The sequence below is a fragment of the Novosphingobium sp. 63-713 genome, assembly GCF_001898925.1.
Classification (GTDB): Bacteria; Pseudomonadota; Alphaproteobacteria; order Sphingomonadales; family Sphingomonadaceae; genus Novosphingobium.
Genome location: NZ_MKVS01000019.1, coordinates 290513 through 310546, shown reverse-complemented (window position 1 = coordinate 310546; position 20034 = coordinate 290513). Strand labels below are relative to the sequence as shown.

Below are 20034 nucleotides of genomic sequence, written 5' to 3'. Positions count from 1 at the left end.
ACAGGCGCAGCCATTGACCAGCGCATCAGGCGCAAGGCAGGCAAATGGCAGGCGGGCGTATCAGACAGACTCGCTTGCTAATTGCAGGCGATGCTAATATGAGCATTTTGTAATATGGTCAACCCCCTTTCCCTCGCCCGGCCCCGCCCTGATCCCGCCTCAAGCCTTTGGTGGATCACGGATACTGTCGGCGCGATAGTCGCGGCGCTGGGGCTGGCATGGGTGATTGCGGGCGCGACGGCGGGCCATATAACAGGTTTTGCGCCCTTTGTCCTGCTTGCGGGCGGGATCATCCGGGCGCTGGCCCAATCACAGGCGCATCACAGCGGCATCGCTGCCGCAATCCGCGCCCAAACCCGCTGGCAGGCGATTCTACTGCCCGCCTTGCTGCCCACACGGCTGATGCGGGGCAGGCTGGTGGGTGAGGATATGCATTTGGCCATTGAGGCGCCCGTTGCCACGCGCGGTTATGTCGCGCGCTATCTGCCGCTGCGTCTGGCCTCGGGCGTCTCGCCGCTGCTGGTGATGCTGGCCGCATGGCCCGCCAGCCATGTCGCCGCCGCGATCATGCTGGCGACGCTGGCGCCCTTCATTCTGGGCATGGTGCTGGCCGGGACCGCCGCCGCCCGGCGGGCGCAGGCCCAGCATCAGGCGCTGGCGCGGCTGTCGGGCCTGTTCATCGACCGCCTCCGCGCGCTGCCCACAATCCTAGCCTTTGGCGCAGAGGAACGGATGACCCGCCATTTGGGCATCAGCGCCAGGGATGCGGCGCAGCGGACACTCTCGGTGCTGGCGGTCGCCTTTGCCTCGGGGGCGATCCTGGAATTCTTTGCCGCGCTCAGCGTAGCGCTGGTGGCGGTCTATTGCGGCTTTTCGCTGCTGGGCCTGCTGCCCTTCCCCGCACCCGAAAGGCTCGATCTGGGGCGGGCTTTCTTTGTGCTGGCGCTGGCGCCCGAATTCTATCTGGGCCTGCGCCGCCTTGCCGCCGCCTATCATGAAAAGCAGACCGGCGAGGCCGCGCTGGCCGCGATGGATGAAGCGTTGGGCGTCCTGCCCCCGCTGCTTCCCGCGATTGCCCCGCCCCGGCAATGGACGGGCTGCGGCGTGGTCCTGACCCATCGCGAAGGCGCGCGGATCGGCCCGCTCGACTGGGATTGGCGCGGGCCGGGGCTGCATGTGGTGACCGGCCCCACGGGCAGCGGCAAATCCTCGCTGCTGCTGGCGCTGATCGGTCAGGTTGCGGTGAGCGAGGGGCAGATTTTGGCCGATGACGGCACTTTCCTGCCCGGATCGGCCAATCCCTTCATCGGCTGGGCCGGTCAGGCGGTGGCCCTGCTGCCCGGCACGCTGCGGGGCAATCTGGCGATGGGAAAAGCCGATGACGGGGCGATGCTGGCGATCCTGAACAGGATGGGGCTGGGCGCGATGCTGGCCGCCCGCGGAGGGCTGGATATGGTCATCGACCATCGCGGTTCGGGCCTTTCGGGCGGAGAGCGGCGGCGGATCGGTCTTGCCCGCGCCATTTTGTCGGGCCGCTCGATCCTGCTGCTCGACGAACCCACCGCCGATCTCGACCCGGCCACGGCCGAAACCATCCGCATCCTGCTGGCCGAAATCGCGCAGAGCCGCATGGTGATCGCCGCGACCCATGACGCCGACCTCATCGCGCAGGCCGCGACCCAATGCCCCATCGACCGGGAGATCGCCCGATGAGCGGCCTGCTTGACGCCCCGCTGGCCGGACAGAAACGCGCGCTGCGCTGGGGCATGGTATGCGCGGGCGGCGCGGCCTTGGCGGCGATCGGCCTGCTGGGGGTGGCGGGCTGTTTTCTGGTCGGCGCGGGCGTGGCGGGGCTGGCCGGGCCGCTGGCGGTCGCGGGCTTCAACTATCTGCTGCCCAGCGCGGCCATTCGCGCCGCCGCCATCACCCGCACTGCGGGCCGCTATGGTGAGCGTATGCTGGGCCACCGCGCCGCGCTTTTTGCTCTGGCCGAACTGCGGGCCCAATTGTTCGCCCGCGTGGCGCAAGGGGCGCTGAACGGCCGCGATCCGGGGCGCAGCGGCGCGATGGCCGCCCGGTTCGGCCGCGATGTCGATCTGCTGGAGGATGCCGCGATCCGGCGAGTCGCTCGTGTCGGCGGCTGGACTGGGGGATTGGCCGGGCTGGCGATGGTCGGCCTGCTGGGCTGGGGCGCGGCTATGGTCATGGCGCTGGGCATGGCCGCGATGCGCCTTGTCTCCCATTGGCTGGCGGCCAGACTGCCCGCCTTGCAGGCGCAGGTGGCGCAGGCCCATGCCGCCGCGCAGGCCGATTATGCCGATATGGCCGGGCCCGCCGCCGATATTGCGGTTTACGATCTGGCTCCGCAACTGGCCGCCGCGCTGGAAAGCAGCGATATGGCGCGGGCCGAGCACGCGCTCGCCCGCGCCGAGGCGGTGATCACCGCCTCACAGACCATTCTCGCCAGCGTCATTGTGGCGCTGATCGCGTGGAGCGCGCAAGGTGGCGCGCCCATGCTCGCGCTCGGCCTGTTGGCGGCGATGGCGGCGCTGGAGATTTGGGCCGGGCTGGCCGCCCATGATGCCCGCGCGCCCCAAGTGCGTCAGGCCGAGGCGCGGTTGCAGGCCATGGAGTCCGCGCAGACGCCTCATCCGCCTGCCCTAACCTCGAATCCCGCGTTACATATCGCGGGACGGGATTTCGCCCCCGGCGCGCGCATTCTCCTCTCCGGCCCCTCGGGCATCGGCAAGACGCGGCTGCTTGAAACGCTGGCGGGTTTGCGCGAGGACGCGCCGCAGGTCTTGCGGGTGGATGGGATCGATCCCCGGACCTTGGGCCTCGCGGGTTTGCGTGGGACTTTTGCCGTCATGACACAGGATGCGCCGCTGATCGCGGGCAGTCTGGCCGACAATCTGGCTCTCGCCCGCCCCGGCATCGACCGGGCGGCGATGGAGCGGGCGCTCTGGGTCGCCTGCGCGCAGGATATTGTCCCGCTTGATCAATGGCTGGGCGGGGACGGGGCGCGGCTGTCGGGCGGCCAGAGGCGGCGGGTCGCTCTGGCGCGGGCCTTGCTGGCAGGGCGGCCTTGGCTCTTGCTCGACGAGCCGAGCGAAGGGCTGGACCGCGAGACTGAAGCTCTGTTGTGTCAGCGCCTGAAGCAATGGCTGGATCAGACCGGCACCGGACTGGTCCTTGTCAGCCATCGTCCGGCCATGGCGCAACTGGCCGCCGAGACGGTCAATTCCGCGTTTCGCCCAGATGCTGCAAATAGGCAATGATATCCGCCCGATCGAGCCTGTCCTCAATCCCGTCAAACTGCATCGAAGTGCCCGGAATCATCTTCTTGGGGTTGCTGATCCAGCGATCGAGGGTTGCCGCATCCCACTTTCCGCCCTTGTCGCGCATGGCCGCCGTATAGCCGAACCTGACGCTGTTCGTGCCCAACGGCTTCCCGTAAACGCCGATGAGATTTGGCCCGCCGCGGTCCGTGGCTCCATCCATATAGGAATGGCAGGCGGCGCATTGCCGAAATTTCGATGCGCCGATTTCAGCATCGGCAACGCGCATAAGATCGTCCAACGTGGGATTTGCGCCCGCAGCACGCAGACGCTCTTCGCGGCGATCATCCTTGCATCCACCGGTTGCCGTCAAAGCGCCCAAGAGCAAACCATGCATCAGTTTCGTGGCGAGGCGCCCGAGAATTGGTTTGCGCAATGTCTGCATGGATTGGACTGAGGCGGATTTTGTGAGGCGATTCATGCCATTCGCGATGCTCTCCCGAACGCGGATTGTCCAGTCCGCGCCGGAATATAGGAGGCGCCAAGCCCATGCAGCAGTCTTTGTCCGATCGAATTGGACGGGCTGGATTGTTGAAACGGCATATTGATCACAGCAATCGCGCCCTATGATTTGACGCTGCCCCGTTCGCTGGCCATCATGCCCCGCATGACCAGTTTTCCACTTTCGCGCCGGTATGCGCTCATCGGAACGGCAGCCATGCTGGCTGGCGCGGCTCGCCCTTTTCCCGCCCTTGCGGCGCAGAATGGAGGCGAGCCGATTGGTACAGGCTCCCCCGCAGCAACGCTGCTGGACAGGCTGGCGTGGGAATTGCTGGAACGGACCCCCACCGGGGCAACCTCGCTGGGCGTGGATACGGGCGCGCATGCGGGTCTGCGCGGCAAGCTGGATGACCGTTCCCCCGAGGGCGTGGCCGCCACCCGCGCCTTCCTTGAGGATGCTCTGACGCAGCTCGACCGGGTGGAGCGCAGCGGGCTGGACGCGGGCACGCTGACCAGCCTGATGGTCACGCAAACCGCATTTCGCACCGCGCGCGAAGGCATGGCCCTGCCCTATGGCGATGCCACCATCGGCGGATGGCGCAACACGCCTTATTGCGTGATCCAGAATGTGGGCGGCTGGATCGATGTGCCTCAGGTGCTGGATGGGGATCAACCGGTGCGCGATGCCGCCGATGCGGACTGTTACCTGCAAAGGTTGGCCGCCATGCCCGCCTTGCTGGACGGGGAAACGGCGCGGATCGCTCATGCGCGCGGCATCGGGCTGGTGCCGCCGGACTTTCTGCTGGACAAGACGATCGCCGGGATGACCCGCGCCATGGCTGAGGCCGCACGCATCAACGGCCCGCTGGCAGGGCCGTTGATGCGCAAGGCGGCGACCGTGCCCGGCCTTGATGCTGCGGCGCTGGGTGCGCGGGCGCAGCGGATCATCACCCAAGGCGTGATCCCCGCGCTGGAGCGGCAATTGGCCGAAATCCGGGCCCAGCGCGCCATTGCCACCGGCGCGGCCGGCATGGGTGCCCGCCCGCATGGCGACGAATGGTATGCCTGGGGCTTGCGCGCCAGCACCACCACGCGGCGCACGCCGGAGGAGATCCACGCCATCGGCCGGGCCCGTCTGGTGGAACTGGGCGCGCAGATGGACACGATCTTGCGCAGCCTTGGCCTGACGCAGGGTTCGGTCGCCGATCGCATGAAGGCGCTGCAACTGCGGAGCGACATCACCTTTGGCACGGACGATGCGGCGCGGGCCAAAATCGTGGCCTATATGAATGGCAAGCTGACCGCGATGCGCGAACAATTGCCCCGCGCCTTTCGTAAACTGGCGCGCGGCAATCTGGAAATCCGCCGCATGCCGCTGGCCGAGGAACCCGGCGCCCCGGCCGCCTATGGCGGGCCGGGCTCGATTGACGGGCGGATTCCGGGCAAGATCTGGGTCAATCTGGGCGATCCGGCGATCCACAACCGGGTCAGCATTCCCGATCTTGTGTTTCACGAAGGCATCCCTGGCCATGTGTGGCAGGGTGAATATGCGCAGGCGCTGCCGCTGATCCGCTCGATCCTCGCCTTCAACGCCTATTCCGAAGGCTGGGCGCTCTACAGCGAGCAACTGGCGGACGAACTGGGCCTCTATGACGATGATCCGGCTGGGCGGCTGGGCTATCTGATGGGCCTGTCATGGCGCGCGGCGCGGTTGGTGGTGGACACGGGCATCCACGCGCAAGGCTGGAGCCGCGAGCGGGCGCTGACCGAATTTGTCGCCGCGACCGGTCTGTCGTCCAGCAACGCGGTGAGCGAGGTGGAGCGCTATTGCGCCTGGCCGGGTCAGGCCTGCGGCTATATGCTGGGCCAGATCGAGATCAACGCCCAGCGCGAGCGCGCCCGCACGGCTTTGGGCGGGCGGTTTGATTTGCGCGATTTCAACCAGACGGTGGTGGATGGGGGGAATGTTCCGCTCGACGTGCTGGCCCAGAATGTGTCGCGCTATATTGCAACCGGCAGCGGTTGAACGGGAGGCCCCCATCTCCGATCTTTCCGCCCACGCGGGCTTTCTGATGCGCATGGTTTCGAGCGTGGTGTCGAAGGAGTTTGCGCGCAAGCTGGCCCGTGAAGATGTGACCGTGGCCGAATGGGTGATGCTGCGCGCGCTTTATGGCCGCGATGCGCTTGCCCCCAGCATGCCGGCGCGCCAAATGGGGATGACCAAGGGCGCTGTCAGCAAACTGGCCGAGCGGTTGCTGGACAAGGGCCTGATCGCCCGGACCGACAATCCCGAGGACAAGCGCGGCCACAGCTTGTCGCTCACACCCGCAGGCATCGCCAAACTGCCGGATGCGGAGCATGAGGCGCTCAAGTGGCTGCTTCAGACGCTGATCGATGGCCATGCATTGACCGCCGCGCCGGTGGACTGACCTGAAAGGACGATAATGGACGCCGCCCTGGCCGCCGTTGCGCAACAATGTCTTGCCGCTACCCATGCTGGCTCGCTCGGCTTTACCGCCATTGTTGGAACGCTGATCGAGGCCGGTTTTGAAGGCTATGCCGTCGATTACCGTCGCGGCGCCCAGACCTTTTACCTGCCCGATGGCCAATGGCTCGATTTCCCCCTGCCCGATCAGGCGGGGCCGGTGGCGGCGGCTTTTGATGCGGCCACCATGGAGGCCCAGATCCGCTGGGCCCAGTCGGGCGATCCGGCCTACAGCTATCAGGCCTTCAGCCGCCATGTGACGGCGGCGGGCTGTGCGGGTTATCTCGTTTCCTTCCCTGGCCGCCGTGTGGTCTATTACGGCCGCACGGGCGAGGTGCATATCGAGCTTTTTCCGCAATGATCTCTCGCTGCGGCGCGGACGATCCATTGCCCGCGGCATCAACGCCTAGACGCGAATGACCACCTTGCCCAACTTGGCACCTTTGGCGGCATAATCCAGCGCTTCATTGGCTTCCTCGAAGGAGAAACGGCGGTCGATGACAGGGCGGACATTGTGCTCGACCATCTTGTCCATCATGTCCTTGAACATGGCGCGGCTGCCCACGACGATGCCCTTCATCGTCAGGTCGCGCATGATCAGCAGCCCCAGACGGCGCGGGGCGGCGGCATTGACCCAGACCCGGTCCTTGTTCACCGGGCTGGAGCCGACCGACATGATCCGCCCGCCTGAGGCGCAGGATTGCAGACAGCCGTCCAACTCGGCCATGCCCACCGTGTTGACGACCAGATTGGCGCCCTTGCCGTCGGTCAGGTCCATGACCGCATCATGCCAATCGGGATGCGTCCTGTAATTGATGCCCGCATCGGCGCCGATGTCCTTCATGCGGGCGATCTTTTCATCGCTGGACGAGGTGATTATGACCCGCGCGCCCATCATCTTGCCCCATTGCGCGGCAAACACCGAAACGCCGCCGGTGCCGATGGTCACCATCGTCTCGCCGGGCTCGATCTTGCCGGTTGCCACCACGGCCTGCCACGCGGTCAGCCCGGCGCTGGGCAAGGTGCCCGCGTCTTCATGGCTGAGCGCATCGGGGATCTTGATCAGCGCCTCGGCCGGCACGACCGCCTGTTCACGCAAAAAGCCGTCGAGCGTCTGGCCATGGTCCACCAGTTTCATGCTCTCGTTCCACGGGCCATCGAGCCACAGCCGATAATGCGGCATCGTCACCCGGTCGCCGATCTGAACCTGCGTCACGCCCTCGCCCAGCGCGATCACATCGCCTGCCATGTCGCAAAGGGGAATATGTTGCGGCGCGGAGGCCGAGCGCTCCATCATCCCGGTCGATATGATATGGAAATCGCGCGCGTTCGGACCGGTCGAACGAATGCGCACCAGCGCCTCGCCGGGGCCGGGGGTGGGATCGGGGCGTTCAACCAGACGAAGCCGCCGCGTTTGGGCAAAATCGCCGACTTCATAAGCTCTCACGGATCAAACCTCCTGCTTCGCCGCCACCCCACGGCCTTGTGCATCAGAGGTAGATGGGCCAATTTCATCCTTACCGCGCCATATTCCTCATGCTCGCTGTTCGGATGCGGTCTATGCGCCAGCGCCACCAAACGGATATGCCCCGCCCAACGACAAGGGGCCCCGGCGATCCATCGATCGCCAAGGCCCCAGGCATGGCCCGTCATCCTCCGCCGGAGACGGGCCCCAGCGCTGTCCTGCGGGTATTTAGACCCCGTCAACCGCCTTGCTGACCAGCACGTTGACCGAAACGCGGCGGTTCTGTGCCTTGCCTTCGGGCGTGTCATTGCTGGCCAGAGGATCGGCCTTGGCCATGCCGGTCGGGGTCAGCATGCGATAGGGCTTCCAGTGGCACGCCTGCTGGAGATAGTTGATCACGCTGCTGGCGCGCTTCTCGCTCAATGTCTGGTTGAAATCGTCGCTGCCGGTCGCATCGGTATAGCCTACCACCAGCAGAAGCGCATTGCTCACGCCTTCGGCCTGACTCGCCGCATTGCAAAGCTCGGCCTTGTCCTGCGGCGAGAGAGTTGCCTTGCCGGTGTCGAAATGGACATTGGTCGTGCTCTTGACGTTGTAATTGTCAATGTCTGCCATACGCCCGCGCAACGCCTCAGTGGCCGCCTCGTTGGAGGCAAAGCGCTGGTCGGTGCCGTGGCGGACCATGTTCGCCATCTTCAGATCGCCCTGACGCAGCGTGATCTGGCTGGCCAGCAACCCGCCGGGAAACTGCATCGTGCGCACCGTCACCGGCAGACCGTTGAGCAAGGCCCCGCCGTCCATCTTGTTGCTGCCGAACAGGCCCTTGCTGGCCTTGATGACGGTGGCTTCATTATAGGCGATCACCGATTTGGTGCCATCAGGGCCGGTAACCTGCACCCGATTGCCCCCGCGCGCCGAGATAAAGCCCTTGATCTCGGGCCCGGGCGTCATTTGCGAGGCATCGGGGATGGGGGTGCCGTTGACGGTGATATCAGCCTTGGCGGCCTCGGGCGATTGGGCCGAAACGGCGGCCGCCATGGTCATCGCACTGGTGGCCAGCAGAACCAGAATTCCCGACTTTTTGGACATGACACGCATCACACAACTCCTTTTCGAATTCCACCAGAGCGGCGTGTCAGTTCGATCATTTCTGGTGGATGAAGGTTGCATTCAAGCATTAGTCAGGGAGGACAGAACGGTTACAACTTGCGACGAATTGTGTCTGGACGGACGTTTTTGGAGCGATTTCGACTCATTCGACAGCCGCTGATCCACCATACCAGGGCACGCAAAGCCGCCCGAGCAGGCCCGACAGGACCAGCAGAATCGCCGCCCAGCGCCGCGCCCAGTGTGATCGCCATCTGGATCAACGCCACGATCAGCTTGGACACCGGGACGCCCAGACGATTGCCCGCGATATCGAGCAGCGCCGTTTCCACCGCGTATTTGGCGAAATGGTTGCCGCGCCAGTTCATCGGCCATTTCCTCAAAAATTGATGAGGCGCGGCATCAGTACGGCGCCCCCGGCGCGCTCAGACGCAACGCTTCACGCAGCGTTGAGCCATTTTCATGATGGCGCGCCCGACACCTGCAGGCCCGCCGGAACGCCATAGCCCCATTCCTGATACATGCGCGCGATCACTGCCCCCATCAGTTCCAGTTCGGGCGATGTGTCTCCTGCACGGTGGCTCAGGATAATCGGTGAGGTCGCCGGTTCGGCCAGCTCGCGATAGGCGACATCATGGCTGCGCGCGCGACGCACCGATTCCGGCACGATCGCCATCCCTTCCTCGGCGGCGACCAGCCCGATGGCGATCTGCAATTCACGTGCCTCATGGACGATGCGCGGTTCGACGGCATGGTCGCGGAACAGCGAGATGACCTGATCGGCATAGCTGGGGCGCGGCGAGCGGGGATAAAGGATCTGCGGCTCGTCGGCCAGTTCCTTGAGCGAGACCGGCCCTTCCTGCCGGGCCAGAGGATGATCCATCGGAAAGGCTGCGATCAGCCTTTCGTGGCGCAGGATGATGCGGCGCACCGCCGGATCCTCGAAACGGATGCGACCAAATCCGATGTCGATCCGCCCGTCCTTGAGCGCGGCGATCTGATCCAGCGTCGTGCTTTCCACCAGCACCAGTTCGACATCGCGCGCCGCCTTGCGAAATTCACGGATCAGTTCGGGCAGCCGCGCATAAATGGTCGAGGCGACAAAGCCCAGCACCAGCCGCCGCCGCTTGCTGGTGGCCGCCGCGCGCACCATGGTCTGCAGATCCTCCATCCGGGCCAGCATCTGCAAGGCCTGCGAATAGAGCAGCTTGCCCACCGGCGTCAGCCGCAGGGGGCGTGTGGTGCGGTCCAGCAGGGGCGAGCCGACATCGACCTCAAGCTGTTGTATTGCCCGCGACAGGGGCGGCTGGGCGATATGCAGCCTTTCGGCGGCGCGGTGGAAATTGCCCTCCTCGGTCACGGCGACGAAGTAGCGCAGGAGTCGCAAATCGATCATTTCATACCTCACAGGTATCAAGGTGACACCGCATTGATCTTTGTCGAGGGGCGCCGAAACCCTTAATCAGATCCCAAGACAACTAACCCTTACGGAGAGTCGCCGCAATGGCCAGCCTGGATCTTTCCGATACCTATATCGTCGATGTGCCGACCATTCGCCCGCATGTGCTGGCCATGGCCACCATGCATTATCAATCGATGGTCATCGTCCGCCTGATCGATTCCGATGGGGTCGAAGGCATTGGCGAAGGCACCACCATCGGGGGTCTGAGCTATGGCGAGGAAAGCCCCGAGAGCATCAAGTCGGCCATCGACACCTATATCATCCCGGTCCTGCAGACCTGCGACATTGCGCAGGTGGGCGCGACCATGGCCAAGGTGGCCAAATGCGTGCGCGGCAACCATTTCGCCAAATGCGCGGTGGAAACGGCGCTGCTCGATATGGCGGGCAAGCGGCTGGGTGTGCCGGTGTCCGAGCTGATCGGCGGCGGACGGCGGCGCGAGAGCCTGCCTGTCGCATGGACGCTGGCCAGCGGCGATACGGCCCGCGACATTGCCGAGGGCGAGGAGATGCTCGACCGCCGCCGCCATCGCATTTTCAAGCTGAAGATCGGCAAGCGGGAAGTGCGCGAGGATGTCGCCCATGTCGGCGCCATCTGCAAGGCGCTGGGCGACCGGGCCAGCGTGCGCGTCGATGTCAACCAGAACTGGAGCGAAGCACAGGCCAAGCTGGGCATGGCGATGCTGCATGATGTGGGCTGCGAGCTGGTCGAACAGCCCATCGCGGGCGACGATATTGCCGCCATGGCGCGCCTCTCGCAATCGCATCCCGTCGCGCTGATGGCCGACGAGGCGCTGCATGGCCCGCGCAGCGCGATGCGCATAGCCACGGCCCATGCGGCAGGTGTGTTCGCGCTGAAGATCGCACAATCGGGCGGGCTTTTCGCCACGGCGGAAGTCGCCGCCATCGGCGCGGCCTCGGGCATCGGCCTCTATGGCGGCACGATGCTGGAAGGCGGGATCGGCACCATCGCCTCGGCCCATGTCTTTGCCACATTGCCGGAGCTTGCATGGGGTACCGAATTGTTCGGCCCCCTCCTCCAGACCGAGGAAATCCTGTCCGAGCCGCTGGCCTATGGCGATTTCTCGCTGAGCCTGCCGCAAGGCCCCGGTCTGGGCGTCACGCTCGACCTCGAAAAGCTGGCGCACTTCCGCCGTGATCGCACCGCCCCCACCCTTCACCCCATCGGCGCAGGAGCCTGAACCCCATGTTGTTCATGGTCGAAATGGACGTCAACATCCCCCACGACTTTGACCCGGCCACAGCCGACCGGATCAAGGCCGAGGAAAAGGCCTATTCCCAGACGCTTCAGGCATCGGGCGTGTGGCGCCACATCTGGCGCAAGGCCGGGCTCTATTCGAATGTCTCGATCTTTGACGTCGAGAGCAATGCCGCCCTCCACGATCTGCTGATCGCGCTGCCGCTTTACCCCTTCATGATGATGAAGGTGACGCCGCTGTGCCGCCACCCCTCCGCCATCCATGAGGATGACCGTTAAACACTTTGCCGGGAGAGTATAAAATGGACGTAAGCTTCGTAAAAACCCCCGAAATTCAGCAGTTGCTCGACCGCGCCGCGGGCGTCAACGAGAGCGGCGGCAATCCCCGCTTCAAGGCCATCATGCGCGATCTGTTTCAGTCGGTGATGGAACTGATCGTGCGCCATGATATTTCGGAAAGCGAATTCTGGCTGGCGATGAAGTTTCTGGCCGATGGCGCGGGCGAGATCGGCCTGATCGTGCCGGGCACCGGCATCGAGCATTTCCTCGACCTCTATATGGACGCCAAGGATGCCGAGGCGGGCCTGACCGGCGGCACGCCGCGCACCATCGAAGGCCCGCTCTATGTCGCGGGCGCGCCACTGGTCGAGGGCAATGTCAACTTGAGCACCGATCCTGACGAAGGCACGCAGGTGCTGCACATGACCGGCGCGGTGACTGGCCCCGAGGGCGAGCCGGTGCAGAATGCGATCCTCCATGTCTGGCACGCCAATTCGCAGGGCTGGTATTCACATTTCGACCCCACCGGCGAACAGACCCCGTTCAACAACCGCCGCCGGATCAAGCTGGGCGCGGACGGCAAATATGCGTTCCATTCGAAAATGCCCAGCGGCTATTCCGTGCCGCCCCAGGGCGCGACCGATCAGTTGATGCAGGCGCTGGGCCGCCACGGCAATCGCCCGGCCCATGTGCATTTCTTTATCGAGGCGCCCGGCTATCGCACGCTGACCACGCAGATCAATTTCGGCGACGATCCCTTTGCCGCCGACGATTTCGCCTTTGGCACCCGTGAGGGCCTGCTGCCGGTGCCCAACCGTCAGGGCGACGCTGCCTATATCGCCTTCGATTTCCAGCTTCAGCGCGCTCATGACGCCGGTGACGAAGGCTTCTCCTCGCGCAGCCGGGCCGAGGCCCAGCCTGCGGTCGAAAACGCCTGAGGGGAGAGGGACAATGGACGAAGGGCTGATCGGGCGCATTGCCGGCGCCGTGGTGGATGATCCGGCAACCGGGATCTTCCGCTGCCGCCGGGATGTTTTCACCGACCCTGAATTGTTCGAACTGGAGATGAAATATATCTTCGAGAGCAATTGGGTCTATCTGGCCCATGAAAGCCAGATCGAGAACAAGAACGACTATCTGACCGCCTGGATCGGGCGCACCCCGGTGATCCTGAACCGGGCCAAGGATGGCGCTCTGAACTGCGTGGTCAATGCCTGCGCGCATCGCGGCGCGAAACTGTGCCGCCGCAAGCGGGGCAATCAGCCGCTCTTCGTCTGTCCCTTCCACGGCTGGAGCTTCAAGACCGACGGCAAGCTGCTGCGCGCCAAGGACGCCAGCAGCGGGGCCTATCCTGAAAGCTTCAACCACGAAGGCTCGCATGACCTGACCCGCGTTCGGGTGGAAAGCTATCGCGGCTTTATCTTCGGCTCGCTCAACCACGATGTCCTGCCGCTGGCCGACCATCTGGGCGAGGCCAGGGTCATCATCGACCAGATGGTCGATCAGGCGCCCGAGGGGCTGGAGGTGCTGACCGGCAATTCCACCTACACCTTCGACGGCAACTGGAAGATGCAGATGGAGAATGGCTGTGACGGCTATCACGTCAGCTCGGTCCATGAAAACTATCAGTCCACCATGGGCCGCCGCGCCGAGGGCGGCACCAAGGCGGTCGATGCCAACGGCTGGTCCAAGGCCCCGGCCAGCGGGGTCTATGGCTTTGAACATGGCCATATCCTGCTCTGGACCCAGGTGTTGAACCCCGAGGTGCGCCCGGTGTGGAACCTGAAAGCACAGCTTGAGGAACGTCTGGGCTCGGACAAGGCGCGGTTTATTCTGGAGCAGACGCGCAATCTGGCGCTCTATCCCAATGTGTTCCTGATGGATCAGTTCTCCACCCAGATCCGCGTGGTGCGCCCGATCGACGTGCATACCACCGAGGTCACGATCTATTGCTATGCCCCGCGCGGAGAAAGCCCCGAAGATCGCGCCCATCGCATCCGCCAGTATGAGGATTTCTTCAACGTGTCCGGCATGGGCACGCCCGATGATCTGGAAGAATTCCGCTCCTGCCAATCGGCCTATGAGGGCGCGGGCGGCCTGTGGAACGACCTGAGCCGCGGGGCCAGGCGCTGGATCGCCGGGCCGGACGCCAATGCCGCCGCAATGGGCATGAACCCTCTGCTGTCGAGCGAGCGCAGCGAGGACGAGGGCTTGTTTGTGCGCCAGCATGAATTCTGGGCGCAGATCATGATCGAGGGCCTGACCCGCGAGGGCCATGGACTAATGGAGGCGGCACAATGACCATCGCTCTCGAACAATCCCTATCCCATGCCGACATCTGCGCCTTCCTCTACCGCGAGGCGCGCCTGCTGGACGACCGCGATTTTGACGCATGGCTGGAATGCTATGCGGACAATGTCGAATATTGGATGCCGGCATGGACCGATGATGACGCGCTGACCACCGACCCGCAGCGCGAGATCTCGCTGATCTATTACGCCAATCGCAAGGGGCTGGAGGACCGGGTCTATCGGCTCAACACCGAACGCTCCTCGGCCAGCACGCCCGAGGCGCGCACCGCCCATTTCATCGCCAATGTCGAGGTTTTGGCGGTTGCCGATGGCGCGCTCGACCTGCGCTACAACTGGCATACGCTCAGCCACCGCTATCAGCAGACCGCGCAGTTTTTCGGGACGACCTTCCTGACGCTGGACACGCGCGGGGCCGAACCGAAAATCCTGAAGAAAAAGATCGTTTTGAAAGACGATTACATTCATCAGGTCATCGACATCTACCACGTTTGAGGAGCAAGCGCTGTGATCTTTGAGGGACGTTTCGCGGGCAAGGTGATGGTCGTGACCGGCGCGGCGCAGGGCATCGGCGCGGGCGTGGCAACCCGCGCAGCGGCCGAAGGAGCCAGCCTCGTTCTGGTTGACCGTGCGCCCTTTGTCACCGAGGTCGAAGAGGCCATCATCGCGGCAGGCGGCAAGGCGATCTCGGTCCAATGCGACCTTGAAACCTATGAAGGCGCGGCCCATGCCATGGCAGCGGCCGTCAAGGCGTTTGGCCGGATCGACATCCTCGTCAACAATGTCGGCGGAGCGATCCGTATGCGCCCCTATGCCGAGTTTGCGCCCGAGCAGATCGACGCGGAAATCCGCCGCTCGCTGATGCCCACGCTCTATGGCTGCCATGCCGCGCTGCCCGCCATGCTGGCGCAGGGGGCGGGCGTGATCGTCAATGTCTCCTCCAATGCCACGCGCGGCATCCGCCGTGTGCCCTATTCGGCGGCCAAGGGCGGGATCAATGGCATGACACAGGCGCTGGCCATGGAATATGCCGAAGCGGGCATTCGCGTGGTCGCCACCGCGCCGGGGGGGACAAAGGCGCCCCCTCGCCGCACCCCGCGCAACGCCGAAGGCGACAATGCGCAGGAGCAGGCATGGATGGCGCAGGCGGTCGAACAGGTCACGCAATCGGCCTTCATGAAGCGCTATGGCACGCTGGAAGAGCAGATCGCCCCGATCCTCTTCCTCGCCTCGGACGAGGCCAGCTATATCACCGGATCGGTGCTGCCCGTGGCGGGCGGCGATCTGGGCTGAGGGAGTTCATCATGCCTTTTATCGATGTGCCGGGCGCACGGATCTATTGGAAGCGCGATGGCCGCGATGATGCGCCCGCGCTGGTGCTGCTCAATTCCATCGGCACGGATATGGATCTGTGGGATGGGGTTTTGCCCCTGCTGCGGGAACATTTCGCCCTGCTGCGTATCGATGCGCGGGGGCATGGGGCATCCTGCACCGAACCGGGGGATATGTCGCTGGCGATGCTGGCGGACGATGTGCTGGCGGCGGCCGATGCGGCGAGGATCGGGCGTTTCGCGCTGGCGGGCGTCTCGCTGGGCGGGATGATCGGTATGGAACTGACCCTGCGCGCGCCTGAAAGGATCAGCGATCTGGCGCTGATCTGCACCTCGGCGACGATGGATGCGGCATCATGGAACGACCGCATCGCCAAGGTCCGGGTCGAGGGTATGGCGGCGATTGCCGATCTGGCCATGGGGCGCTTCCTGTCCGATGCTGCCCCGCCCGCGATCAGGGAAAGCGTGCGCCGACAATTGCTGACGATGGAGGCCGAGGGCTATGCCGGATGCGGCGCGGCGATCCGCGACATGGATCTGGCCCAGCGTGTCGCGGGCATCGCCTGCCCCACGCTCGTCATCACCGGCACGCGCGACACATCCACGCCTTTAACCGGGCATGGCGAGCATCTGCTGGCGCATATTCCCGGCGCAAAGCACTACTCGCTCGAGGCCGCCCATCTCGCCCCGCTGGAGGCGCCCGAGGCGCTGGCCGGGGCCTTGCTCTCATTTCTGCAGGTTCAGACCCATGGGTAAAGCCGATATTGTCATCGTGGGCGCCGGACATGGCGGGGCGCAATGCGCGATTGCCCTGCGGCAAAACGGCTTTACCGGCACAATAACCGTGATCGGGCGCGAGCCGGAATATCCCTATGAACGCCCGCCGCTGTCCAAGGAATATTTCGCGCGGGAAAAGACATTCGAGCGCCTCTACATCCGTCCGCCCGCATTCTGGGCGGAAAAGGATGTGGCCTTTATGCTGGGCCGCGAAGTGGTGGCGGTGGACCCGGCGGCCAAGATGCTGACGCTCGATGATGGCGCGACCTATGGCTATGGCCGCCTTGTCTGGGCCACCGGGGGAGATCCGCGCCGCCTTGGCTGCGCCGGGGCCGATCTGGCCGGGGTGCACGCCGTGCGCACCCGCGCCGACTGCGACCGGTTGATGGCGCAGGTGGACGAAGGCATCCGCAACATCGTGGTCATCGGCGGCGGCTATATCGGGCTGGAGGCGGCGGCGGTTCTGTCCAAATCGGGCTTGCGCGTTACCCTGCTTGAAGCCCTGCCCCGCGTGCTGGCCCGTGTGGCGGGCGATGAACTCTCTGCCTTTTATCAGGCCGAACATCGCGCCCATGGCGTCGATCTGCGGCTTGACGCGGTGGTCGAAGGGCTTGAAGGCGAGAGCCGTGTCACCGGCGTCAGGCTGGCCGATGGCGAGGTCATTCCGGCCGATGCGGTGATCGTGGGCATCGGCATCGTGCCTGCGGTCGGTCCGCTGATCGCGGCGGGCGCGCATGGCGGTCCGGGCGTAGTGGTGGACGAATATTGCCGCACCAGCCTGCTCGACATCTATGCCATAGGCGATTGCGCCTCCTTTGCCTGCGCCTATGCCGGGGGCGCGGAAATGCGGGTGGAATCGGTGCAGAACGCCAATGACATGGCGACCTGTGTGGCCAAGGCGATCTGCGGCGATCCCCAACCCTACAAGGCTTTCCCGTGGTTCTGGTCGAACCAGTATGACCTGCGCCTGCAAACCGCCGGGATCAGCCGCGATTTCGATCAGACGGTCCTGCGCGGCGATCCTGCCAACCGGGCTTTTTCCGTGATCTATCTGAAGGATGGCCGCGTCATCGCTCTCGATTGCGTCAATATGGTCAAGGATTATGTTCAGGGGCGCAAGCTGGTGGAAGCAGGTGCGAGGCCAGATCCTGCAAGCCTTGCCGACGTGGCGCAGGCATTGAAGGACCTGGCGATCACGGCCTGAGGTTTACAAAACCGCTTCCGGCGCGTGCTGAAGCCCCGCCGCATCATCCAGCCCCAGCGCCCGGATGGCGGCGGGGCGGTTGCGGCAGCGCTCGACATAGGCGTCGATCAGCGTGCTGGCCGGGAAAGCCTTGCGGCCGAAGTTCAACGCGCTGGCGATCAGCAGGTCGGCAATGGTGAATTCCTCGCCCAGCACATAATCGCGATGCGCCAGCGTGGTTTCCAGACGGCGCACCACCGCGTCATAATCGCGCTGCTTGTTGGGCGAAGCTGCCAGCGCGCCCGACATGGCCGCAAACATCGCCGGCTCCATCTCGCAGGCATACCATGCCAGCCATGTGCAATAGGCTCCGCGCCAGGCGCTGCCCACCGCCGGGGCCAGATCGGCGCCCGGCAGGGCATCGCCAAGGTAAAGCGCGATCCCGACCGATTCCGTAATCAGCGCATCATCATGCTCGATGGCGGGCACGCGCTGGTCCGGGTGGGGATTGGCCGGGTCGGGATGGCCCTGCCCGGTCATCGGGCGATAGATCGACACGGGCGCAATCGTATAGGTCGCGCCCAATTCCTCCAGCAGCCAGATGATGCGCGAGGAACGCGATTGCGGGGCGTGATAGAGCGTGATCATGAAAACCTTCTGTTGATCGGATGCCCCCTTGTGCGCCGCCCCTGCTGACAGCATTATGTCAGCAGGGAGAAGCTGATGCGCCGCGCCGATCGATTGTTTCAGATTATACAGATCCTGCGCCGTTCCTCGCGCCCCATCACCGCGCAGGATATTGCCCAGGAATTGGAAGTCTCGCCCCGCACCGTCTATCGCGACATTGCCGACCTGATCGGACAGCGCGTACCCGTGCGCGGAGAGGCCGGTTTCGGCTATATTCTCGACGACAGTTTCGACATGCCCCCGCTGATGCTGACGCCGGAGGAGATCGAGGCGGCGGTACTGGGCGCGCAATGGGTGGCGGGGCGCGGCGATCCGGCGCTGGCGGCGGCCGCGCGCGATCTGATCGCCAAGATCACATCAGTCGTGCCGGAAAAGCTGCGCCCCTTCATCGCCCATCCGTCCACCGGCGTGCCCTCATGGACCGATACGCCGCCCGACGGTATCGACCTTGCCCGCACCCGGCTGTGGATCCGCGAGGGGCGCAAGATCGCCCTGTCCTATCGCGACGAAAAGGGCGCGGTCAGCCAGCGCGTGGTCTGGCCAGTGATCCTGGGCTATTTCGAAACGGCCCGGATGTTGGCCGCATGGTGCGAGATGCGGCAGGATTTCCGCCATTTCCGCGCCGACCGCATCGTTTCAGCGCAATTTCTGGACGAGGCCCATGGCCTGCGCCCCGGTGAATTGAAGCAAAGGTGGAAGCGCCAGATGGAGCAGAAGCGAAAGCGCTAGATCAATTGCAAGTCGTTGATCCCCGCGCCGGGAAAGACGATGCCCAATTGCCGCGCCGACAGCCCATATTGCCGCGCCAACAAGCCGCCGATCAACCCCCGGTAATCGGTCAGCACCGGCAGGTCGCGCCCCTGATTGAGCGTGTCGGGGCTGAGCTTCACCTGCGGCCCCGCCATCCGCCCGCCCGCCACAGATCCGCCCAGCACCCAATAGATGCTGCCATGGCCATGGTCGGTGCCCTTGTCGCCATTTTCGCGGAAAGTGCGGCCAAATTCGGACATGACCACCACCGTCGTGTTGCGCCAGTCCTCCGGCCCGATCGCCTCGACAAACCCGGCCAGAGCGCGGCCCAGTTCCCCGATGCGATTGGCCAGATTGCCCTGCGCCCCGCCCTGGTTGACATGGGTGTCCCATCCGCCGACATCGACAAAGGCGAGGTTGTACTGATCGCGCATCAGGCGGCCGATGCGGCGGGCGGACAGTTCAAAACCCTTGGCGGTGATCGCGTCGCGACCGGCGGCCTCCATCTCGCCCCGGATGGATTGAAACACCGTGTCGCGCACGGCAAAGCCCTGTCCGATGGCGGCTTCCAGATCGACGCCCGCCTCGTGCTGGCCACGATACATGGCTTTGATAAGCTCGGTCTGGCGCGCGTCGATGGAGGGCCGCGATGCCGCATTACCCAGCGCGATATTGGGCACCACCGGCCCCCCGCGAAAACAGAGCGGCAGTTGGTCGGTAAAGGAAATCGGCTTATCCGCCCCCAGAACGGCGGCCAGACGGCCCATAAAGCCGGACTGGAAATCGCGGCGCGCGGCGATGTTCTGCCCCAATTCGATGCTGTCCTGCGTCTCGAAATGGCTGCGGCTCATGTCATCCGTGCCGGCAAAAGGCACAAAGGCGATCTGCCGCGCCTGCCAGAGGGGCAGGATACTCTCGCGCAGCGCGGGGTGCAGATTCCAATCGGCGTCCAGCGGCAAAGGCGCATCGGGATTGGCCGGATCAGGGCGGGACAAGGCAATCGTGGGCCGCGCCTCGTGATAGAAATCGCTGGCCCCCGGCACGATGACATTCACCGCATCATAGGCCCCGCGCAAAAATACCACCAGCAGTCGGTTATTGGCGGCCCCCGGCGCGGCAAAGGCCCGGCCTCCCGCCATCATCAAAGGCAGGCCAAGCGCGGCGGAACGGATCAGATCGCGGCGGTCAAACAGGGTCATCGTCT

General features: G+C 64.8%; 21 protein-coding genes. 14 read left to right on the top strand and 7 right to left on the bottom strand.

Going from position 1 to position 20034, the window contains the following annotated elements:
- Positions 1-114 precede the first annotated feature (114 nt).
- Both BGP00_RS09655 and BGP00_RS09650 read left to right on the top strand, forming a co-directional pair.
- Positions 115-1713, top strand: a complete 1599-nt coding sequence (locus tag BGP00_RS09655) for an ATP-binding cassette domain-containing protein (RefSeq protein WP_292690701.1) — start codon at positions 115-117, stop codon at positions 1711-1713.
- The gene (locus BGP00_RS09650; protein ID WP_292690699.1) at positions 1710-3278 is read left to right on the top strand and encodes an ATP-binding cassette domain-containing protein; all 1569 of its coding nucleotides are present in this window, start codon (positions 1710-1712) and stop codon (positions 3276-3278) included. The genes BGP00_RS09655 and BGP00_RS09650 overlap by 4 nt, the downstream gene beginning before the upstream one ends.
- Here BGP00_RS09650 and BGP00_RS09645 read toward each other — a convergent pair.
- Complete coding sequence (locus BGP00_RS09645) at positions 3238-3675, bottom strand: c-type cytochrome (protein ID WP_292690697.1); 438 nt, start codon at positions 3673-3675, stop codon at positions 3238-3240. The genes BGP00_RS09650 and BGP00_RS09645 overlap by 41 nt on opposite strands.
- Before the next feature lie 270 nt (positions 3676-3945).
- Between BGP00_RS09645 and BGP00_RS09640 the strand changes: the two genes are divergently transcribed.
- Genes BGP00_RS09640 through BGP00_RS09630 form a run of 3 tightly spaced genes read left to right on the top strand, consistent with a single transcriptional unit; the run spans position 3946 to position 6625 of the window.
- Positions 3946-5805, top strand: a complete 1860-nt coding sequence (locus BGP00_RS09640) for a DUF885 family protein (protein ID WP_292690695.1) — start codon at positions 3946-3948, stop codon at positions 5803-5805.
- Positions 5806-5851: 46 nt separating this feature from the next.
- A complete protein-coding gene (locus BGP00_RS09635) occupies positions 5852-6208 on the top strand; it encodes a MarR family transcriptional regulator (RefSeq protein WP_292690693.1) in 357 nt (118 codons plus the stop codon).
- Between the two features lie 15 nt (positions 6209-6223).
- Entirely contained in the window at positions 6224-6625 is a 402-nt protein-coding gene (locus tag BGP00_RS09630) for a hypothetical protein (protein WP_292690691.1), read from the top strand.
- Between the two features lie 45 nt (positions 6626-6670).
- On the opposite strand, the gene BGP00_RS09625 is transcribed toward BGP00_RS09630, so the two are convergent.
- From BGP00_RS09625 to BGP00_RS09610, 4 genes are all read right to left on the bottom strand, one after another.
- Positions 6671-7711, bottom strand: a complete 1041-nt coding sequence (locus BGP00_RS09625; RefSeq protein ID WP_292690690.1) for an NAD(P)-dependent alcohol dehydrogenase — start codon at positions 7709-7711, stop codon at positions 6671-6673.
- 246 nt (positions 7712-7957) lie between these two features.
- Positions 7958-8827 carry an OmpA family protein gene (locus BGP00_RS09620; RefSeq protein ID WP_168601811.1) on the bottom strand — a complete coding sequence of 290 codons (870 nt, stop codon included), beginning with the start codon at positions 8825-8827 and terminating at the stop codon, positions 7958-7960.
- A gap of 101 nt (positions 8828-8928) precedes the next feature.
- A complete protein-coding gene (locus tag BGP00_RS09615; RefSeq protein WP_292690687.1) occupies positions 8929-9204 on the bottom strand; it encodes a hypothetical protein in 276 nt (91 codons plus the stop codon).
- A 92-nt stretch (positions 9205-9296) separates the two neighbouring features.
- Positions 9297-10229, bottom strand: coding sequence for a LysR family transcriptional regulator (locus tag BGP00_RS09610; RefSeq protein ID WP_292690815.1), 933 nt, complete (start codon positions 10227-10229; stop codon positions 9297-9299).
- Positions 10230-10339: 110 nt separating this feature from the next.
- Between BGP00_RS09610 and BGP00_RS09605 the strand changes: the two genes are divergently transcribed.
- Genes BGP00_RS09605 through BGP00_RS09570 form a run of 8 tightly spaced genes read left to right on the top strand, consistent with a single transcriptional unit; the run spans position 10340 to position 17414 of the window.
- Complete coding sequence (locus BGP00_RS09605) at positions 10340-11497, top strand: muconate/chloromuconate family cycloisomerase (protein WP_292690685.1); 1158 nt, start codon at positions 10340-10342, stop codon at positions 11495-11497.
- A gap of 5 nt (positions 11498-11502) precedes the next feature.
- Positions 11503-11793 (top strand): muconolactone Delta-isomerase, encoded by a 291-nt coding sequence (catC, locus tag BGP00_RS09600; RefSeq protein ID WP_292690683.1) that lies wholly within the window; start codon positions 11503-11505, stop codon positions 11791-11793.
- Positions 11794-11816: 23 nt separating this feature from the next.
- On the top strand, positions 11817-12731 hold the full coding sequence (locus tag BGP00_RS09595) for a dioxygenase (protein ID WP_292690681.1): 915 nt from the start codon (positions 11817-11819) through the stop codon (positions 12729-12731).
- A 13-nt stretch (positions 12732-12744) separates the two neighbouring features.
- A complete protein-coding gene (locus BGP00_RS09590; RefSeq protein WP_292690679.1) occupies positions 12745-14094 on the top strand; it encodes a Rieske 2Fe-2S domain-containing protein in 1350 nt (449 codons plus the stop codon).
- Positions 14091-14597 carry a benzoate 1,2-dioxygenase small subunit gene (gene benB, locus BGP00_RS09585; RefSeq protein WP_292690677.1) on the top strand — a complete coding sequence of 169 codons (507 nt, stop codon included), beginning with the start codon at positions 14091-14093 and terminating at the stop codon, positions 14595-14597. Before BGP00_RS09590 ends, benB begins: the two co-directional genes overlap by 4 nt.
- Before the next feature lie 12 nt (positions 14598-14609).
- The gene (gene benD / locus BGP00_RS09580) at positions 14610-15395 is read left to right on the top strand and encodes a benzoate diol dehydrogenase BenD (protein WP_292690675.1); all 786 of its coding nucleotides are present in this window, start codon (positions 14610-14612) and stop codon (positions 15393-15395) included.
- Between the two features lie 11 nt (positions 15396-15406).
- Positions 15407-16189, top strand: coding sequence for a 3-oxoadipate enol-lactonase (gene pcaD / locus BGP00_RS09575; protein ID WP_292690673.1), 783 nt, complete (start codon positions 15407-15409; stop codon positions 16187-16189).
- Positions 16182-17414 carry an NAD(P)/FAD-dependent oxidoreductase gene (locus BGP00_RS09570; protein ID WP_292690671.1) on the top strand — a complete coding sequence of 411 codons (1233 nt, stop codon included), beginning with the start codon at positions 16182-16184 and terminating at the stop codon, positions 17412-17414. Before pcaD ends, BGP00_RS09570 begins: the two co-directional genes overlap by 8 nt.
- A gap of 3 nt (positions 17415-17417) precedes the next feature.
- On the opposite strand, the gene BGP00_RS09565 is transcribed toward BGP00_RS09570, so the two are convergent.
- The gene (locus BGP00_RS09565; protein ID WP_292690668.1) at positions 17418-18041 is read right to left on the bottom strand and encodes a glutathione S-transferase family protein; all 624 of its coding nucleotides are present in this window, start codon (positions 18039-18041) and stop codon (positions 17418-17420) included.
- Between the two features lie 75 nt (positions 18042-18116).
- On the opposite strand from BGP00_RS09565, the gene BGP00_RS09560 reads away from it, so the two are divergent.
- Positions 18117-18809 carry a YafY family protein gene (locus tag BGP00_RS09560; protein WP_292690666.1) on the top strand — a complete coding sequence of 231 codons (693 nt, stop codon included), beginning with the start codon at positions 18117-18119 and terminating at the stop codon, positions 18807-18809.
- Here BGP00_RS09560 and BGP00_RS09555 read toward each other — a convergent pair.
- Positions 18806-20029, bottom strand: a complete 1224-nt coding sequence (locus BGP00_RS09555) for a DUF1501 domain-containing protein (RefSeq protein ID WP_292690664.1) — start codon at positions 20027-20029, stop codon at positions 18806-18808. The genes BGP00_RS09560 and BGP00_RS09555 overlap by 4 nt on opposite strands.
- Positions 20030-20034: the final 5 nt, after the last annotated feature.

Coding starts and splice junctions, on each gene's coding strand:
- pcaD (WP_292690673.1), top strand. CDS start 15,407: ATGCCTTTTATCGATGTGCCGGGCGCACGGATCTATTGGAAGCGCGAT.
- BGP00_RS09655 (WP_292690701.1), top strand. CDS start 115: ATGGTCAACCCCCTTTCCCTCGCCCGGCCCCGCCCTGATCCCGCCTCA.
- BGP00_RS09650 (WP_292690699.1), top strand. CDS start 1,710: ATGAGCGGCCTGCTTGACGCCCCGCTGGCCGGACAGAAACGCGCGCTG.
- BGP00_RS09565 (WP_292690668.1), bottom strand. CDS start 18,041: ATGATCACGCTCTATCACGCCCCGCAATCGCGTTCCTCGCGCATCATC.
- benB (WP_292690677.1), top strand. CDS start 14,091: ATGACCATCGCTCTCGAACAATCCCTATCCCATGCCGACATCTGCGCC.
- BGP00_RS09635 (WP_292690693.1), top strand. CDS start 5,852: ATGCGCATGGTTTCGAGCGTGGTGTCGAAGGAGTTTGCGCGCAAGCTG.
- BGP00_RS09590 (WP_292690679.1), top strand. CDS start 12,745: ATGGACGAAGGGCTGATCGGGCGCATTGCCGGCGCCGTGGTGGATGAT.
- BGP00_RS09630 (WP_292690691.1), top strand. CDS start 6,224: ATGGACGCCGCCCTGGCCGCCGTTGCGCAACAATGTCTTGCCGCTACC.
- BGP00_RS09640 (WP_292690695.1), top strand. CDS start 3,946: ATGACCAGTTTTCCACTTTCGCGCCGGTATGCGCTCATCGGAACGGCA.
- BGP00_RS09645 (WP_292690697.1), bottom strand. CDS start 3,675: ATGCATGGTTTGCTCTTGGGCGCTTTGACGGCAACCGGTGGATGCAAG.
- catC (WP_292690683.1), top strand. CDS start 11,503: ATGTTGTTCATGGTCGAAATGGACGTCAACATCCCCCACGACTTTGAC.
- BGP00_RS09560 (WP_292690666.1), top strand. CDS start 18,117: ATGCGCCGCGCCGATCGATTGTTTCAGATTATACAGATCCTGCGCCGT.
- BGP00_RS09605 (WP_292690685.1), top strand. CDS start 10,340: ATGGCCAGCCTGGATCTTTCCGATACCTATATCGTCGATGTGCCGACC.
- BGP00_RS09595 (WP_292690681.1), top strand. CDS start 11,817: ATGGACGTAAGCTTCGTAAAAACCCCCGAAATTCAGCAGTTGCTCGAC.
- BGP00_RS09615 (WP_292690687.1), bottom strand. CDS start 9,204: ATGAACTGGCGCGGCAACCATTTCGCCAAATACGCGGTGGAAACGGCG.
- BGP00_RS09555 (WP_292690664.1), bottom strand. CDS start 20,029: ATGACCCTGTTTGACCGCCGCGATCTGATCCGTTCCGCCGCGCTTGGC.
- BGP00_RS09620 (WP_168601811.1), bottom strand. CDS start 8,827: ATGCGTGTCATGTCCAAAAAGTCGGGAATTCTGGTTCTGCTGGCCACC.
- BGP00_RS09570 (WP_292690671.1), top strand. CDS start 16,182: ATGGGTAAAGCCGATATTGTCATCGTGGGCGCCGGACATGGCGGGGCG.